This is a genomic window from Micrococcus lacusdianchii, from assembly GCF_023155805.1.
GTDB lineage: Bacteria > Actinomycetota > Actinomycetes > Actinomycetales > Micrococcaceae > Micrococcus > Micrococcus lacusdianchii.
The window spans coordinates 1-14,502 of record NZ_JAKNUW010000020.1 but is presented as its reverse complement, the minus strand read 5'-3'; the positions used below and the strand labels follow the sequence as shown (position 1 = coordinate 14,502).

General features: G+C 72.7%; 14 protein-coding genes. 11 read left to right on the top strand and 3 right to left on the bottom strand.

Annotation, left to right across the window (positions count from 1 at the left end):
- The first annotated feature begins 182 nt into the window (after nt 1-182).
- From rplM to ppk2, 3 genes are all read left to right on the top strand, one after another.
- Nucleotides 183-626, top strand: coding sequence for a 50S ribosomal protein L13 (gene rplM / locus MA879_RS10600; RefSeq protein ID WP_248126177.1), 444 nt, complete (start codon nt 183-185; stop codon nt 624-626).
- A gap of 40 nt (nt 627-666) precedes the next feature.
- Nucleotides 667-1,155: a 30S ribosomal protein S9 gene (gene rpsI / locus MA879_RS10595; protein WP_248126174.1), complete on the top strand. Its 489-nt coding sequence runs from the start codon at nt 667-669 to the stop codon at nt 1,153-1,155.
- Nucleotides 1,156-1,318: 163 nt separating this feature from the next.
- The gene (gene ppk2 / locus MA879_RS10590) at nt 1,319-2,299 is read left to right on the top strand and encodes a polyphosphate kinase 2 (protein ID WP_248126171.1); all 981 of its coding nucleotides are present in this window, start codon (nt 1,319-1,321) and stop codon (nt 2,297-2,299) included.
- An 84-nt stretch (nt 2,300-2,383) separates the two neighbouring features.
- Here ppk2 and MA879_RS10585 read toward each other — a convergent pair whose 3' ends face one another.
- Nucleotides 2,384-3,199 carry a peptidoglycan recognition protein family protein gene (locus MA879_RS10585; RefSeq protein ID WP_248126167.1) on the bottom strand — a complete coding sequence of 272 codons (816 nt, stop codon included), beginning with the start codon at nt 3,197-3,199 and terminating at the stop codon, nt 2,384-2,386.
- A gap of 177 nt (nt 3,200-3,376) precedes the next feature.
- Between MA879_RS10585 and glmM the strand changes: the two genes are divergently transcribed.
- Together glmM and MA879_RS10575 are read left to right on the top strand one after the other, a co-directional pair.
- Nucleotides 3,377-4,732: a phosphoglucosamine mutase gene (gene glmM / locus MA879_RS10580; protein WP_248126164.1), complete on the top strand. Its 1,356-nt coding sequence runs from the start codon at nt 3,377-3,379 to the stop codon at nt 4,730-4,732.
- A gap of 21 nt (nt 4,733-4,753) precedes the next feature.
- Nucleotides 4,754-4,939 (top strand): hypothetical protein, encoded by a 186-nt coding sequence (locus MA879_RS10575; RefSeq protein WP_248126161.1) that lies wholly within the window; start codon nt 4,754-4,756, stop codon nt 4,937-4,939.
- Between the two features lie 87 nt (nt 4,940-5,026).
- Here the strand turns inward: MA879_RS10575 and mscL are convergent, their stop codons facing one another.
- Both mscL and coaA read right to left on the bottom strand, forming a co-directional pair.
- Nucleotides 5,027-5,473, bottom strand: coding sequence for a large conductance mechanosensitive channel protein MscL (gene mscL / locus MA879_RS10570; protein ID WP_248126158.1), 447 nt, complete (start codon nt 5,471-5,473; stop codon nt 5,027-5,029).
- Nucleotides 5,474-5,576: 103 nt separating this feature from the next.
- Nucleotides 5,577-6,569 (bottom strand): type I pantothenate kinase, encoded by a 993-nt coding sequence (gene coaA / locus MA879_RS10565; protein WP_282447839.1) that lies wholly within the window; start codon nt 6,567-6,569, stop codon nt 5,577-5,579.
- A 12-nt stretch (nt 6,570-6,581) separates the two neighbouring features.
- Between coaA and galE the strand changes: the two genes are divergently transcribed.
- From galE to MA879_RS10535, 6 genes are all read left to right on the top strand, one after another.
- Nucleotides 6,582-7,694: a UDP-glucose 4-epimerase GalE gene (galE, locus tag MA879_RS10560; RefSeq protein ID WP_248126155.1), complete on the top strand. Its 1,113-nt coding sequence runs from the start codon at nt 6,582-6,584 to the stop codon at nt 7,692-7,694.
- A gap of 85 nt (nt 7,695-7,779) precedes the next feature.
- The gene (glmS, locus tag MA879_RS10555; protein ID WP_248126152.1) at nt 7,780-9,651 is read left to right on the top strand and encodes a glutamine--fructose-6-phosphate transaminase (isomerizing); all 1,872 of its coding nucleotides are present in this window, start codon (nt 7,780-7,782) and stop codon (nt 9,649-9,651) included.
- Between the two features lie 157 nt (nt 9,652-9,808).
- Complete coding sequence (gene glgX / locus MA879_RS10550) at nt 9,809-11,935, top strand: glycogen debranching protein GlgX (protein ID WP_248126149.1); 2,127 nt, start codon at nt 9,809-9,811, stop codon at nt 11,933-11,935.
- Entirely contained in the window at nt 11,932-12,663 is a 732-nt protein-coding gene (locus tag MA879_RS10545) for a YdcF family protein (RefSeq protein ID WP_248126146.1), read from the top strand. The genes glgX and MA879_RS10545 overlap by 4 nt, the downstream gene beginning before the upstream one ends.
- Entirely contained in the window at nt 12,660-13,040 is a 381-nt protein-coding gene (locus MA879_RS10540) for a holo-ACP synthase (RefSeq protein ID WP_248126143.1), read from the top strand. Before MA879_RS10545 ends, MA879_RS10540 begins: the two co-directional genes overlap by 4 nt.
- The coding region (locus MA879_RS10535; protein WP_248126140.1) for an NAD(P)H-hydrate dehydratase at nt 13,037-14,502 on the top strand (1,466 nt) is incomplete at its 3' end. The genes MA879_RS10540 and MA879_RS10535, both read left to right, overlap by 4 nt.

Below are 14,502 nucleotides of genomic sequence, written 5' to 3'. Positions count from 1 at the left end.
CCGCGAGTGGCTCAGTTGCATGGCCGTCATCTCGCGCCGCACCCCCGGGGCTCTCGGGCCCGGACGCCTTCCAGCCCTCACCTGGGGGACCGGCGCGCACGGAGAACTGAACAGCACGCCCCCGTCGGACTCACGCCCCGGCGTCGGCGGCTGTGACCGAACCGACCCTGAAGGCAGACAACGTGCGTACGTACACTCCCAAGCCTGGTGACGCCGACCGCCAGTGGCACATCATCGATGCCACGGACATCGTCCTCGGCCGCCTCGCCACCCACACCGCCACGCTCCTGCGCGGCAAGCACAAGCCGACGTTCGCCCCCCACATGGACATGGGCGACTACGTCATCATCGTGAACGCCGAGAAGGTGGCCCTCACCGGCTCCAAGCTCGAGAAGAAGCGCGCCTACCGCCACTCGGGCTACCCGGGCGGCCTGAAGTCCGAGTCCTACGCGGAGCTCCTCGAGAAGAACCCGGTCCGCGCCGTGGAGAAGGCCGTCAAGGGCATGCTCCCGAAGAACTCGCTGGCTGCCCAGCAGCTGACCAAGCTGAAGGTGTACCGCGGTGCCGAGCACCCGCACGCCGCCCAGCAGCCCGCCACCTTCGAGATCGGCCAGGTCGCCCAGTGACCCTCGCGGTCGCCTGAGCAGACCTCTTCCAAGGAGAATCATGAGCATCAACCAGAACGACGACGTGGAGCTGACGAGCTACACCTCCGAGTCCTCCGCCGCCGCCGACGCCCCGGCCGTCTCCGAGCGCCCGGCGCTGACCGTCCCCGGCTCCGCCGTGGGCCGTCGCAAGGAGGCCGTGGCCCGCGTGCGCCTCGTCCCCGGCTCGGGCCAGTGGACCCTCAACGGCCGCACCCTGGAGAACTACTTCCCGAACAAGCTGCACCAGCAGGAGGTCAGCGACCCCTTCACCCTGCTGGAGCTCACCGGTGCGTACGACGTGATCGCCCGCATCCACGGCGGCGGCCCCTCCGGCCAGGCCGGTGCGCTGCGCCTGGGCATCTCCCGCGCGCTCAACGAGATCGACCGCGAGCACAACCGCCCGGCCCTCAAGAAGGCCGGCTTCCTGACCCGCGACGCCCGCGTCATCGAGCGCAAGAAGGCCGGCCTGAAGAAGGCCCGCAAGGCCTCGCAGTTCTCGAAGCGCTGACCCGCTCGCACGCCGGCTGGACCGCCTCCTGGGCGGCACCGGGCCGTCGTCGCCCCCGTGGCCGGTCGCCCCTCTCCGGGGCGGCCGGCCACGGCCGTGTCCGGCGGTAGGATCGGGGGCGTCCGGACGACGTGGTCCGGGACGCAGACGACGAGGAGCCCCGATGGCGGAGAAGACCCCCGACGCCCCCCTGCCCGAGCACGAGCTGGAGGCCCCCGGCGAGGACCATCCCTTCGCGGTCACCCATGACTACGCCGCCGAGGTGGACGAGATCCGCGAGCTGGGGCGGACGCTGGGCGGGGACACGGCGCTGCCGAGCCCCGACCCCCGGGCCTGGCGAGAGGGCTACCCGTACCAGACGAAGCTCAGCCGCAAGAGCTACGAGCGCCGCAAGCGCGAGCTGCAGATCGAGCTGCTGAAGATGCAGCTGTGGGTCAAGGAGACCGGCCAGAAGGTGCTGATCATCTTCGAGGGCCGTGACGCCGCCGGCAAGGGCGGGGCCATCAAGCGCTTCAACGAGCACCTCAACCCCCGCGGCGCCCGGACCGTCGCCCTCGAGAAGCCGACGGACGCCGAGGCGTCCCAGTGGTACTTCCAGCGGTACATCCAGCACCTGCCCTCCGGCGGCGAGATCGTGATGTTCGACCGCTCCTGGTACAACCGCGCCGGCGTCGAGCGGGTGATGGGCTACTGCACTCCCCAGCAGTACCTCGAGTTCATGCGGGAGACCCCGGAGCTGGAGCGGATGCTGGTGAACTCGGGCATCCACCTCATCAAGTTCTGGTTCTCCGTGTCCCGTGCGGAGCAGCTCAACCGGTTCGCGGCACGGGAGACCGACCCGGTGCGCCGCTGGAAGCTCTCGCCCACCGACCTGGCCTCGCTGGACAAGTGGGACGACTACACGAACGCCAAGGAGGCCATGTTCTTCTACACCCACACGGCCGACGCGCCGTGGACCGTGGTGAAGTCGAACGACAAGAAGCGGGCCCGCCTCGAGGCGATGCGCCACGTGCTGCACACCCTGCCGTACCCGAACAAGGACGAGCGGCTCGTGCACACCCCGGACCCGCGGATCTGTGCCCCGGCCGACGTGCTGTCCGAGGTGGACGAGTCTGCCGGCGGCTCCTTCCCGCGCGTGCGCTGAACCGCAGGGGCCCGTCGTCGGCCCCACCGACGACGGCGCCCCCCGTGCGGGGGAGGGGCGCCGTGGCGTCCGGGCGGGGGGCGCTCAGCCCTCGGTGCGGCTGCGGTACTCCTGGTAGTTCTCGGTGTCGATCTCCGAGTCGTCGAAGAGGTTGTCCGCGCCGAAGCCCTCGGTCACGTGGTACTCGCCGGACTCGAGGGAGCGGCGGACGTCCTCGCGCAGCACGGGCAGCTTGGAGTAGAAGGCGTCGCCGCAGCAGCTCGTCTTCACGATGTCGCGGTGGCCGATGATGCGCGACGGCGGGAGGTCGTACTGCTGGCAGATGTAGGAGGCCAGCTTCACGAGCCCGGCGTAGAGGCTCTGCGGCGGGGGGTTGAGCATGTAGAAGCCCTCGCACTCGATCCCGAGGGCGTAGGCGTTGAAGCCCAGCGCGTGCACGCCGAGCATGAAGTTCTGGCCGCCGTGCAGCGTGTACAGGGAGCCGTGGCGCCCCTCCAGCGGGTAGCCGCCTCGGGACATCGTGAAGTGCTGGCCGGAGTCGCCCCACTGCTGGTTGATGTGCTGGCTCTGGACACGCTGGGCGATGTCCACGGCGGCCTGACGGGAGCCGTCCGTGACGTTCGGGGTGGCCGTGTGGTGGATGACCAGGTACGAGGGACGCTCGTACAGCGTCTGCTGGTGGCCCTCCGGGATGCGCGCCCCCCAGTCGATCGTGGAGAGGATCTCGGGGGCCGCCAGGCGGGGGGCGGTCGAGGCGCCACCCTCCTGGTCGGCGGCGGCCGCGGCCGGGGACCCGTCGCCGTCGGCGCAGCCGGACACGACGCCGGCGATCGCGAGGCCGGCACCGCTGAGCACGGCACGGCGGGGCCACGAAGAGGAGGGGATCGGATGAACGGGCATGCGGGGGTCCTTCAGATCGGAGCCGCGGGCGCGGCCCGCGCGGTGGTGACGGGACCGGCGGATGGCCGTCACCGGGGTGATCCTACCGGTCCCGATGCGGGATCGTGACCTCCGGTGAGGCCTTCCGGCCGTGGCGCTGGTGTCCGCGCCGGGGAGCGGCTCGTAGACTCATGCATCATGTCGAGATTGTTCGGAACCGATGGCGTTCGTGGCCTGGCCAACGAGACGCTCACAGTGGAGTTGTCCGTCCAGCTGGCCCAGGCGGCCGCGCCGGTCCTGGGGGCGGAGGCGTTCGCGGCCGGGCGGCGGCCCGTGGCCGTGGTGGCCCGCGACCCCCGGATCAGCGGCCAGTTCATCAGCGCGGCTGTGCTGGCCGGGCTCGCGTCGTCGGGGGTGGACGTCTGGGACGCCGGGGTGCTCCCCACTCCGGCCGCGGCCTTCCTCGTGGGCGACCTCGGCGCGGACTTCGGCGTTATGATCTCGGCCTCCCACAACCCGGCGCCGGACAACGGCATCAAGTTCCTCGCGCGCGGCGGGCAGAAGCTCACCGATGAGCAGGAGGACGAGATCATCCAGCACCTGGAAGGGGAGCACCCGCTGCGTCCCACCGGCGCGGACGTGGGCCGGGTGCGCGTCTTCTCCGATGCGGAGGACCGCTACGTGGTGCACCTGCTGCAGACGCTGCCCCACCGCCTCGACGGGCTCACCGTGGTGCTGGACTGCGCGCACGGCGCGGCCTCCGGCTGCTCCCCGGACGCGTTCCGGGACGCCGGGGCCTCCGTGGTGGTCATCGGCGCGGAGCCGGACGGGCTGAACATCAACGAGGGCTGCGGCTCCACGCACCTGGAGCGCCTCCAGGAGGCCGTGCGCGCGCACGGGGCGGACCTCGGGATCGCCCACGACGGCGACGCGGACCGCTGCCTCGCCGTCGACGAGAACGGCGACGTCGTCGACGGGGACCAGATCATGGGGATCATGGCCCTGGCGCTCAAGGACCGCGGCGAGCTGCGCGACGACACCCTCGTGGTGACCGTGATGTCCAACCTCGGCCTGAAGCTCGCGATGCAGCGGGAGGGCGTCCGTCTGATGGAGACGCAGGTGGGCGACCGCTACGTCCTGGCCGGCATGAAGCTCGGCGACTACTCGCTCGGCGGCGAGCAGTCCGGGCACGTGATCTTCGCGGACCACGCCACCACCGGCGACGGCGTCCTGACCGGCCTGCAGCTGGCGGCCCGGGTGGCGCAGACCGGGACGCCCCTGTCCGGGCTCGCGGGCGTGATGGAGCGGCTGCCCCAGGTGCTGGTGAACGTGCGCGGGGTGGACAAGTTTCGCGCGGGGGAGGACGCCGCGGTGCAGGCCGCCGTGCTCGTGGCCGAGCAGCGGCTCGGGGAGACCGGGCGGGTCCTGCTGCGTCCCTCCGGCACGGAGCCCGTCGTGCGCGTGATGGTCGAGGCCCCGGACGAGGAGACGGCCCGTCGCGAGGCCGAGGTCCTGGCCGAGGTGGTCCAGCGCGAGCTGCGGCTGCACGACTGAGCGACGCGGACCGAGCCCGTCGTGCCGTCCTCACCGCCTCCCCGGCCGCGGCACTGGCCCCTGCTGGCCGCGCTCGCGGCCGCGATGGCGGCGCTCTGGATCCTGGCCGTGATGGCCGTCCAGGCGCCCACCTGCGACCGGGACGGCGTGTCGGCGGACTGGCTGCCCTGCCTCGCGGTCGAGCGGGACGGGGCGCGGACCGGCTGAGCCCCGGGGTGGACGGAGGGCCCCGGCCCGCCTCCCTGGGGAGGCGGGCCGGGGCCCTGTGCGGTGGGGCGGCGCGTGGCGCCGGGGTCAGCGGGCGTTCGGGCCGCCCGGCACCGGGCCGTTGGTCACGGTCCCCGTGCCGCCGCGCTGGGCGGAGAGCAGGTCGCGGATCTCGGTGAGGAGCGCGACGTCCTCCGCCACGGGCTCGGCCTCCGGCTCGATGCCGAGGCGGCGGTTGCGGCGCTCGATCATCTTGTTCATGGGCAGCACGATCGCGAAGTACACGGCGGCGGCCACGAGCAGGAAGTTGACGATCGCGGTGAGCAGCACGCCGAACTTGAGGTCGTTGCCGTTGAGGGTGAGCACGGCGAAGCTGTCGAAGTCCGGTGCCTGGAACAGCGCGGAGACGAACGGCATGAGCACGCTCTCCACGAGGGCATTGACGATCTGGCTGAACGCGGCGCCGATGATGACGGCAACGGCCAGATCGATGACGTTGCCCTTCATGATGAAGTCCTTGAATCCCTGAAGCATTGCGCCAGTGTACGGCGTCGGGTGGTTGACGCGTGCACGGAGGCGTCGCGCGTGGCCGACGTCACAGGCGGAGAGGTGCAGCGGCGCGACTGACGCGCCTGCATCAGACCTTGCGCAGCAGCACGCGGGACACCTCGTGCTGCTGGTTCTTGGTGAGGACGAGCCGCGCGCGGCCGCGCGTGGGCAGGACGTTCTGCAGCAGGTTCGGCCCGTTGATGCTGTCCCAGATGCCCCCCGCGGTGGTGCGTGCGGCGTCGTCGGACAGGTCCGCGTAGCGGTGGAAGTAGGCGCCGGGGTCCTGGAAGGCCCCCGAGCGCAGATCCATGAACCGCTCGATGTACCACTGGCGGATCCAGTCGGCGCGGGCGTCTACGTACACGGAGAAGTCGAAGAAGTCGGAGACGGACAGGCCCGCGGTGCCGTCGGCGCGCACGCGCGGCGGCGCGAGCACGTTCAGGCCCTCCACGATCAGGACGTCGGGACGGTGCACGGTCTGCCGCTCGCCCGCCACGATGTCGTAGGTGACGTGGGAGTACACCGGAGCGCTGACCTCCTGCGCGCCGGACTTCACGTCCGCCATGAACCGCAGCAGGGCGCGCCGGTCGTACGACTCGGGGAATCCCTTGCGCTCCATGAGGCCGCGGGCGCGCAGCTCTGCGTTGGGGCGCAGGAACCCGTCGGTGGTGATCAGCTCCACGCGTGGCGTGGACGGCCAGCGCCGCAGCATCTCCTGGAGCACGCGGGCGGTGGTGGACTTGCCGACCGCCACGGAGCCGGCCACGCCGATCACGTAGGGGGTGCGCTCCGTGCGCTCGCCGAGGAAGTCGTTCGTGGCCCGGCGCAGCGTGCCCGAGGCCTCCACGTGGATCCCCAGCAGGCGGGAGAGGGGCAGGTACACCTCGGCCACCTCGCGCAGGGAGAGCGTCTCGCCGAGCCCCCGCAGCCGCTCCACGTCCGCCTGGTCGAAGGGCTGGTCCAGCTGGTCCGCCAGCCGGGCCCACATGGCGCGGTCCAGCTCCACGAAGGGGGAGAGGTGGGACTCGGCGGCGCGGACGGCGGGGGTGCCGGCGTCGACGCCGGGGGGCGCGGTGTCCATCACCGTCACATCATGTCAGCCTCCGCCCGTGCAGGGCGCATCGGCGTCGGGGAGCGGCGCGGGACGCGGCCTCGTAAGATCGCGGTCACGCGTGTTCTCGTCACCGGCGGTGCCGGCTACCTCGGGTCCCACACCGTGACCACCCTGCTGGACGCCGGGCACGCCGTCCTCGTGCTCGACAGCCTCGTCTCCTCCTCGGAGGAGCCGCTGCGGCGGGCCGCCCGGGTGTGCGGGACGCAGCTCGGCGGGGACCGGCTCGACCTCGTGCGCGCCGACGTCCGCCGTCCCGCCGAGTACCGCGAGCGCGTGCGGGCGTGGTGCCCGCACGCCGTCGTGCACTTCGCGGGACTGAAGTCGCCCGCGGAGTCGGTCGTGCAGCCGGGGGAGTACTACGCGGTCAATGTGGGCGGCACCGCGGAGCTCGCCCGGGTGACGGCCGACGCCGGTGCTCGGGTCCTGCTGTTCTCCTCCTCCGCGACCGTGTACGGGGACGACGCGCCGGTCCCCGTGGACGAGGGGGCCCCGCTGGCGCCCGTGAGCCCCTACGGCCGGTCCAAGGCGATGGCCGAGCAGGTGCTGGTCGACACGCACGCGGCCGCGCCGGAGCAGAGCGTGGCCGTGCTGCGGTACTTCAACCCGGTCGGTGCCCACCCCTCCGGGCTGCTCGGTGAGGACCCACTGGGCGCGCCGGCGAACCTCATGCCGTACGTCTCACGAGTGGCCTCGGGCGAATATGAGCGGCTGCAGGTGTTCGGGGCTGACTTCCCCACGAGGGACGGCAGCGCGGTGCGGGACTTCATCCACGTGATGGACCTGGCCGAGGCGCACGTCGCCGTGCTCGAGTGGATGGCGGCGCGGCCGGCCGGGGACGCGGGCCTGCGGGTGTGGAACATCGGCCGCGGCGAGGGCGTGACGGTGTTCGAGATGGTCCGGGCCTTCGAGGAGGTGACCGGCCGCCGCGTGCCGCGCCAGGTGGTGGGGCGCCGTCCGGGGGACATCGCCGAGTCCTGCGCCGACGTCGCCGCGATCGGACGGGACGTCGGCTGGCGGGCGAGGCGAGACGTCGCTGACATGGTCAGGGACCTGTGGGCCTGGCAGGAGGCCAACCCGGCCGGCTACCGCTGAGCACGCGGCGGCGGGGGCGGGGCGGCCGGGCCGCGGCCGCCGCGGCGACGGTCGACGGCCCCGGCGACCCGGTATCCTCGCTCCCATGTGTGGAATCGTCGGATACATCGGCCACCCGTCCTCGACCCGTGAGCACGATGCTCTCGAGGTGCTCATGGAGGGCCTGCGCCGCCTGGAATACCGCGGGTACGACTCCGCGGGTGTCGCCGTCGTCGCGGAGGGCGAGCTGTACCACCGCAAGAAGGCCGGCAAGCTGGTGAACCTGGCGGCGGAGCTCGAGGCGCATCCCGTGCCCTCCGCACAGGTGGGCATCGGCCACACCCGCTGGGCCACCCATGGCGGCCCCACGGACCTGAACGCGCACCCGCATACGGCGGACGAGGGCCGACTGGCGATCATCCACAACGGGATCATCGAGAACTACGCCGAGCTGCGCGAGGAGCTGCTGGGCAAGGGCGTGGAGTTCCGCTCGGAGACGGACACCGAGGTGGCCGCCCACCTGCTGGCGGACGTCTACCGCACCGACGGCGGCCAGGACCTCACGCGCTCCCTGCAGCTGGCGTCGCAGCGGCTTGAAGGCGCCTTCACCATCCTCGCAGTCCACGTGGACCACCCGGACCGTGTGGTGGCCTCCCGCCGCAACTCTCCGCTCGTGGTGGGCGTGGGCGAAGGGGAGAACTTCCTCGGCTCGGACGTCTCCGGCTTCATCGACTTCACCAAGGAGGCGATCGAGCTCGAGCAGGACCAGGTGGTGACCATCACCGCGGACTCGATCGAGATCACCGACTTCCAGGGCGAGGCGGCCGAGGGCAAGGCCTTCACCGTGGACTGGGACGCCTCGGCCGCCGAGAAGGGCGGTTTCGAGACCTTCATGGAGAAGGAGATCCACGACCAGCCGCAGGCCGTGCAGGACACGCTGCTGGGCCGCACGGACGCCTCCGGCGCCCTCGTGCTCGACGAGCTCCGGATCGACCCGGAGGAGCTCAAGGAGGTCCGCAAGATCATCGTGCTGGCCTGCGGCACGTCCGCCTACGCGGGCACCGTGGCCAAGTACGCGATCGAGCACTGGTGCCGCATCCCGGTGGAGGTCGAGCTCTCCCACGAGTTCCGCTACCGGGACCCGATCATCGACGAGCACACCCTCGTGGTGTCCATCTCCCAGTCCGGCGAGACCATGGACACCCTGATGGCGGTGCGCTACGCCAAGGAGCAGGGTGCCCGCACCCTCTCCATCTGCAACACGAACGGGTCCACCATCCCGCGCGAGTCGGACGCCGTGCTCTACACGCACGCCGGCCCGGAGATCGCAGTGGCCTCGACCAAGGCGTTCCTGGCACAGATCACCGCCGCCTACCTGCTGGGCCTCTACCTGGCACAGCTCAACAAGAAGCTGTTCAGCGGCCAGATCAAGGACATCCTCGCCGACCTGGGGGACATCCCGGACAAGATCCGCGAGATCCTTGACGACGCCGACCCGGTCAAGGAGCTGGCCCGCTCGATGGCGGACGCCACCTCCGTGCTGTTCCTGGGCCGCAACCTGGGCTTCCCGGTGGCCATGGAGGGAGCGCTCAAGCTCAAGGAGCTCGCCTACATCCACGCGGAGGGGTTCGCCGCCGGCGAGCTCAAGCACGGCCCGATCGCCCTGATCGACGACGGCCAGCCCGTGTTCGTGGTGATGCCCTCCCCGATGGACCGCCACTCCCTGCACGCCAAGGTCGTCTCCAACATCCAGGAGGTGCGTGCCCGCGGTGCCCGAACGTTCGTGGTGGCCGAGCGCGGCGACGAGGCCGTCCGCCGGCACGCCGAGGTGGTGTTCGAGGTGCCCGAGACCCAGCCGGTGCTCATGCCGCTGCTCACCACGGTGCCGCTGCAGATCTTCGCGCTCGAGCTGGCCTCCGCGAAGGGCTACGACGTCGACCAGCCGCGCAACCTGGCCAAGTCCGTCACGGTGGAGTGATCCGCCGCTGAGGCCACCGAGGCCTCTCCTGCCGGGCCCGGCCGCCACACAGCGGCCGGGCCCGCGACGCGTCCGGGACGGTGTCCGCCCGCGCCAGTAGACTCCCCGAGGAGGCCCGCCGCACCCGGCGGGCCGCACGACGAGACCCCGGAGAGTCATGCACACAGTGGAGATCGGCCAGCCGTACCCCCTCGGGGCCACCGTGGACGAGACCGGCACCAACTTCGCCCTCGCGGTCTCCCGCGAGGTGGAGGCGGTCGAGCTGTGCCTCGTCGCCGACGACGGCACGGAGACGCGCATCCCTCTCGAGGAGCGGCACGGCACCACATGGCACGCCCACGTGGCGGGCATCGGGCACGGGCAGCGCTACGGCTACCGCGTGCACGGTCCCTGGGACCCCGCCCGCGGCCTGTGGCACAACCCGGCCAAGATCCTGGTGGACCCGTACGCGCGGGCGTTCACCGGCGACTACGAGTGGGGCCAGCAGCACCACTCGTACGACTTCGACGAGCCGGACCGCATCGACACCTCGGACAACCTGGGCACGAGCATGCTCGGCGTGGTCGTCGCCGAGGACTTCGACTGGGGCGATGACGCCCCACCCGCCGTCGAGCTCACGGACACGGTGATCTACGAGACCCACGTCAAGGGCATGACCAAGCTGCACCCCGCCGTCCCCGAGGAGCTGCGCGGCACCTACGCCGGCATGGCCCACCCGGAGGTGGTCCGCCACCTGACCGAGCTCGGGGTGACCGCCGTCGAGCTGATGCCCGTGCACCAGTTCGTCAACGACGCCACCTTGCAGGAGAAGGGGCTGAGCAACTACTGGGGCTACAACACGCTCGGCTTCTTCGCCCCGCACGCCGCCTACGCCTCGTCCCCGGAGGTGGGCGGCCAGGTCCGCGAGTTCAAGCAGATGGTGAAGGACCTGCACGCCGCCGGCCTCGAGGTGATCATCGACGTGGTCTACAACCACACGGCCGAGGGCAACGACAAGGGCCCCATGCTCAGCCTGCGCGGGCTGGACAACGCCGGCTACTACCACCTCGTCGACGGCGACGAGCGGCACTACATGGACTACACCGGCACGGGGAACTCGGTGGACCTCTCCAGCTCGAAGGCCCTTCAGCTGGTGATGGACTCGCTGCGCCACTGGGTCACCGAGATGCACGTGGACGGCTTCCGCTTCGACCTGGCCACCACCCTCACCCGCGTGGAGGGGGAGCGGGGCCCGGACATGTTCTCGGGCTTCTTCGACGTCGTCCGCCAGGACCCCGTGCTGCGCACGGTCAAGCTGATCGCCGAACCCTGGGACGTGGGCTGGGGCGGCTACCAGGTGGGCAACTTCCCCGGGATCTGGAGCGAGTGGAACGGCATGTACCGGGACACGGTGCGCGACTTCTGGCGGGGGGAGCCCGGCACCCTCGGCGAGTTCGCCACCCGTCTGACGGGCTCCGCCGACCTCTACGAGGGCGACGGGCGCAGCCCGGGCGCCTCCGTCAACTTCGTCACGGCGCACGACGGGTTCACGCTGCACGACCTGGTCTCCTACAACGAGAAGCACAACCACGCCAACGGCGAGGACAACAACGACGGCGACGCGCACAACCGATCCTGGAACCACGGCGCGGAGGGGGAGACCGACGACCCCGAGGTGCTCACCCTGCGCGCCCGGCAGACCCGCAACTTCCTCACCACGCTCCTGGTCAGCCAGGGCGTGCCTATGATCAGCCACGGCGACGAGCTGGGCCGCACCCAGGGCGGCAACAACAACGTCTACTGCCAGGACAACGAGATCTCGTGGATCGACTGGTCCGCCATGGACGACTCGCTCGTGGCGTTCACCCGCGACCTGATCGCGCTGCGCCGTGCCCACGCGGTGTTCCGCCGTCGGCAGCACTTCGACGGCCGCCCGGCCGCCCGCGACGTCGACGCCCCCCTGCCGGACATCGTGTGGCTCGAGCCGGACGCCACCGCCAAGACCGAGGACGACTGGGGGGTCGAGGCCCGATCCATCGCGTTCTACCTCAACGGCCACGACCTGCCGCGCCGCGACGAGGAGGAGGAGCCGTACCTCGACTTCTACGTCCTCATGAACGCGTGGTGGGAGCCGGTCCCGTACACGCTGCCCGGCCCGCTCTTCCCCGAGGAGTGGGAGATCATGGTGGACACCTCGTCCCATGTGGCCCCGCACGGCACGCGTCCGCACGTGCACGCCGGCGAGGTCCTCGAGGTGCCGGCCCGCTCCACGATGATCCTCCGGCAGGTCCCCGAGGGCGCATGAGCGCGCAGGCCGACCGGGGGCGCGTCCGCCGTGGACTGCCGCGGTGGGCGCGGGCCCTCTGCGCCACCGTGGCGACCCTGGCGGCGCTGGGACTGGCCTTCGGCGCAGGATGGGCCACGCACGCCGTGACGGAGCCGCACCCGGACGACGCACCGCGCGTGGACGCCCTCCTCGTCCTCTACAGCCGGCCCCGCGTCTATGACGCCGCGATCGAGCTCGCCGCGTCCGGCGTCACCGACCGGCTCTTCGTCTCCGCGTACCTGGGGCCGGACGGGCACGAGAAGCTGTGCGGCGGCCCGGGGGAACGCGACCCGCGGCTGGCCGGCGTCAGCGTCGAGTGCTTCGCGCCCGATCCGGTGACCACCCAGGGCGAGGTCATCCACGCGGCCGACCGCATGCGCGAACTCGGCCTGCACCACCTGGGCGTGCTCACCTTCCACCAGCACGTGGAGCGTGCGCGGCTGCTGGCGGAGCGGTGCTTCACCCCCGAGGAGGGCCGTGTGTCCCTGTACGCGTTCGACGCCGGCTTCGACCGGCTCGGCCGCCTGCAGCACGGCGTCTACGGCGTGCTGGCCTACGGGAAGGCGATGCTCACGCCGGGCTGCGACCAGCAGCTGCCCGGCGTGCTGCAGTGGCCGCTCGACCTGGCCAAGCGACTGCGCGGGCAGCCCGTCGGGGACGAGGCCGGCGCCGTCGTCGTGGGCGCCCGGCGGGCGGGGGCGGCGTGATCGTCGGCGTGGGGGTGGACGTGGTGGACGTCCCGCGGTTCCGGGCGCAGCTCGAGCGCACGCCGGCGCTGCGCGCACGCCTGTTCACCGCGGACGAGCGGGACCTGCCGCTGCGCTCGCTGGCCGCGCGCTTCGCCGCCAAGGAGGCGATCGCCAAGGCCATGGGCGCCCCGCCCGGGATGATGTGGCACCACTGCTGGATCCCGCGCCCGGACCACGGCGACGGCCGCCCCACCGTGCACCTGACCGGCACCGTCCAGGCCCAGGCCGAGGCCCTGGGCATCACCCACTGGCACCTCTCCCTCAGTCATGACGGGGACGTCGCCACCGCCTACGTGGTCGCCGAACGCCGCGCGGCCGAGGAGGAGTCCGCATGACCGCCGATGACCTGACCCACATCGCCGTGACCGGCTCGGCCGTGCGCACGGCCGAGGAGCCCCTGCTCGCGGCCGGCCGCGGCCCGGAGCTGATGCGCGCCGCCGCCTGGGCCCTGGCCGAGCACGCCGCCGCCCTGCTGCGTGAGCGTGGCCCCGTGGCCGGGACGACCGTGGCCGCCCTCGTCGGCCCCGGCAACAACGGCGGGGACGCGCTGTTCGCCCTCGCCTTCCTGCGCCGCCGGGGCGTGGCCGCAGTCGCCGTGCCCGTCCGCCGGGACGACGACGGCGCCCCGCGCTGGCACGCCGAGGGCTGGGCTGCGCTGCGAGCGGCCGGGGGACGCCGCGCCGACGCGGTGCCGCCCGAGGCCGCGCTCGTGGTGGACGGCGTGCTCGGCACGGGCTTCACCGGCGAGTATGAGCTGCCCGCTGCGGCGCGCGCGCTGCCGGCGGAGGCGCTCGTGCTGGCGTGCGACGTGCCCTCCGGCGTGGACACGGACACCGGCGAGGTGCGGGGGGAGGCCCTCCGCGCGGACGCGACCGTGACGTTCGGCGCCCTCAAGTCCGGTCTCGTCCTCGGGGAGGGGGCGGCGCGCGCGCGCACCGTGCACGTGGTGGACATCGGGCTGGGACCTTACCTGCCGACGTCGCCGGCCGCGCGGCTGGGCGTGATGGACGAGGCCGCCGCACGGGCCGCCCACCCGGCCCCCGCGGCCGAGGCCCACAAGTACACGCGCGGCGTGGTGGCCGTCGTCGCCGGATCGGAGCGCTACCCGGGGGCCGCCGTGCTCGCGAGCGCGGGCGCGCTGCACACGGGAGCGGGCATGGTGCACCACGCCGGCCCGCAGACCACCCGGGACCTGGTGCTCGCCGCCCACCCCGAGGCGCTGGTCTCGGCGGAGGGGCCCGAGTCGTCGCGCGCGGACGCCTGGGTGGCGGGCCCCGGCCTGGACACCGAGCACGACGCGCGGCGGCGCTGGGCCGGCGTCCTCGCCGCGCTCGAGGAACGGCCGGAGGCGGCCCTGGTCGCCGACGCCTCGGCCCTGGACCTGGTCACCGCCGCCGAGCTGCGGGCGCTGCGCGCGGCCGGCACGCCCGTGGTCCTGACGCCGCACGCCGGGGAGTGGTCCCGGCTGCACGAGCGCGTCCCCGCGGACGGCGCCGACGCCGCCGACCCGCTCGCGGCGCTGCGGGCGTGGACCGCTGCGCACGGGGCCACCGTCCTGCTCAAGGGTCAGCGCACCCTCGTGGTCGCCCCGGACGGCGAGGCGTGGGCCGTGACCGGCGGCGGGCCCGAACTCGCGATGGGCGGCACCGGTGACGTGCTCTCCGGGGCGATCGGTGCCGTCCTGGCCGCGGACGTGGCGCGGCGCTCGCGGGCGCGCCGGGCCGGGGAGGATCCCGGCCCGGCGCCCACGGCCCGGCTCGCGGCGGCGGCCGCCTGGCTGCACGCCCGGGCCGGGGC

What these genes read in the sequence shown, in the direction of transcription:
- rpsI (WP_248126174.1), top strand. Translation starts at nt 667, where the DNA reads ATGAGCATCAACCAGAACGACGACGTGGAGCTGACGAGCTACACCTCC.
- ppk2 (WP_248126171.1), top strand. Translation starts at nt 1,319, where the DNA reads ATGGCGGAGAAGACCCCCGACGCCCCCCTGCCCGAGCACGAGCTGGAG.
- MA879_RS10585 (WP_248126167.1), bottom strand. Translation starts at nt 3,199, where the DNA reads ATGCCCGTTCATCCGATCCCCTCCTCTTCGTGGCCCCGCCGTGCCGTG.
- glmM (WP_248126164.1), top strand. Translation starts at nt 3,377, where the DNA reads ATGTCGAGATTGTTCGGAACCGATGGCGTTCGTGGCCTGGCCAACGAG.
- mscL (WP_248126158.1), bottom strand. Translation starts at nt 5,473, where the DNA reads ATGCTTCAGGGATTCAAGGACTTCATCATGAAGGGCAACGTCATCGAT.
- coaA (WP_282447839.1), bottom strand. Translation starts at nt 6,569, where the DNA reads ATGGACACCGCGCCCCCCGGCGTCGACGCCGGCACCCCCGCCGTCCGC.
- galE (WP_248126155.1), top strand. Translation starts at nt 6,582, where the DNA reads ATGTCAGCCTCCGCCCGTGCAGGGCGCATCGGCGTCGGGGAGCGGCGC.
- glmS (WP_248126152.1), top strand. Translation starts at nt 7,780, where the DNA reads ATGTGTGGAATCGTCGGATACATCGGCCACCCGTCCTCGACCCGTGAG.
- glgX (WP_248126149.1), top strand. Translation starts at nt 9,809, where the DNA reads ATGCACACAGTGGAGATCGGCCAGCCGTACCCCCTCGGGGCCACCGTG.
- MA879_RS10545 (WP_248126146.1), top strand. Translation starts at nt 11,932, where the DNA reads ATGAGCGCGCAGGCCGACCGGGGGCGCGTCCGCCGTGGACTGCCGCGG.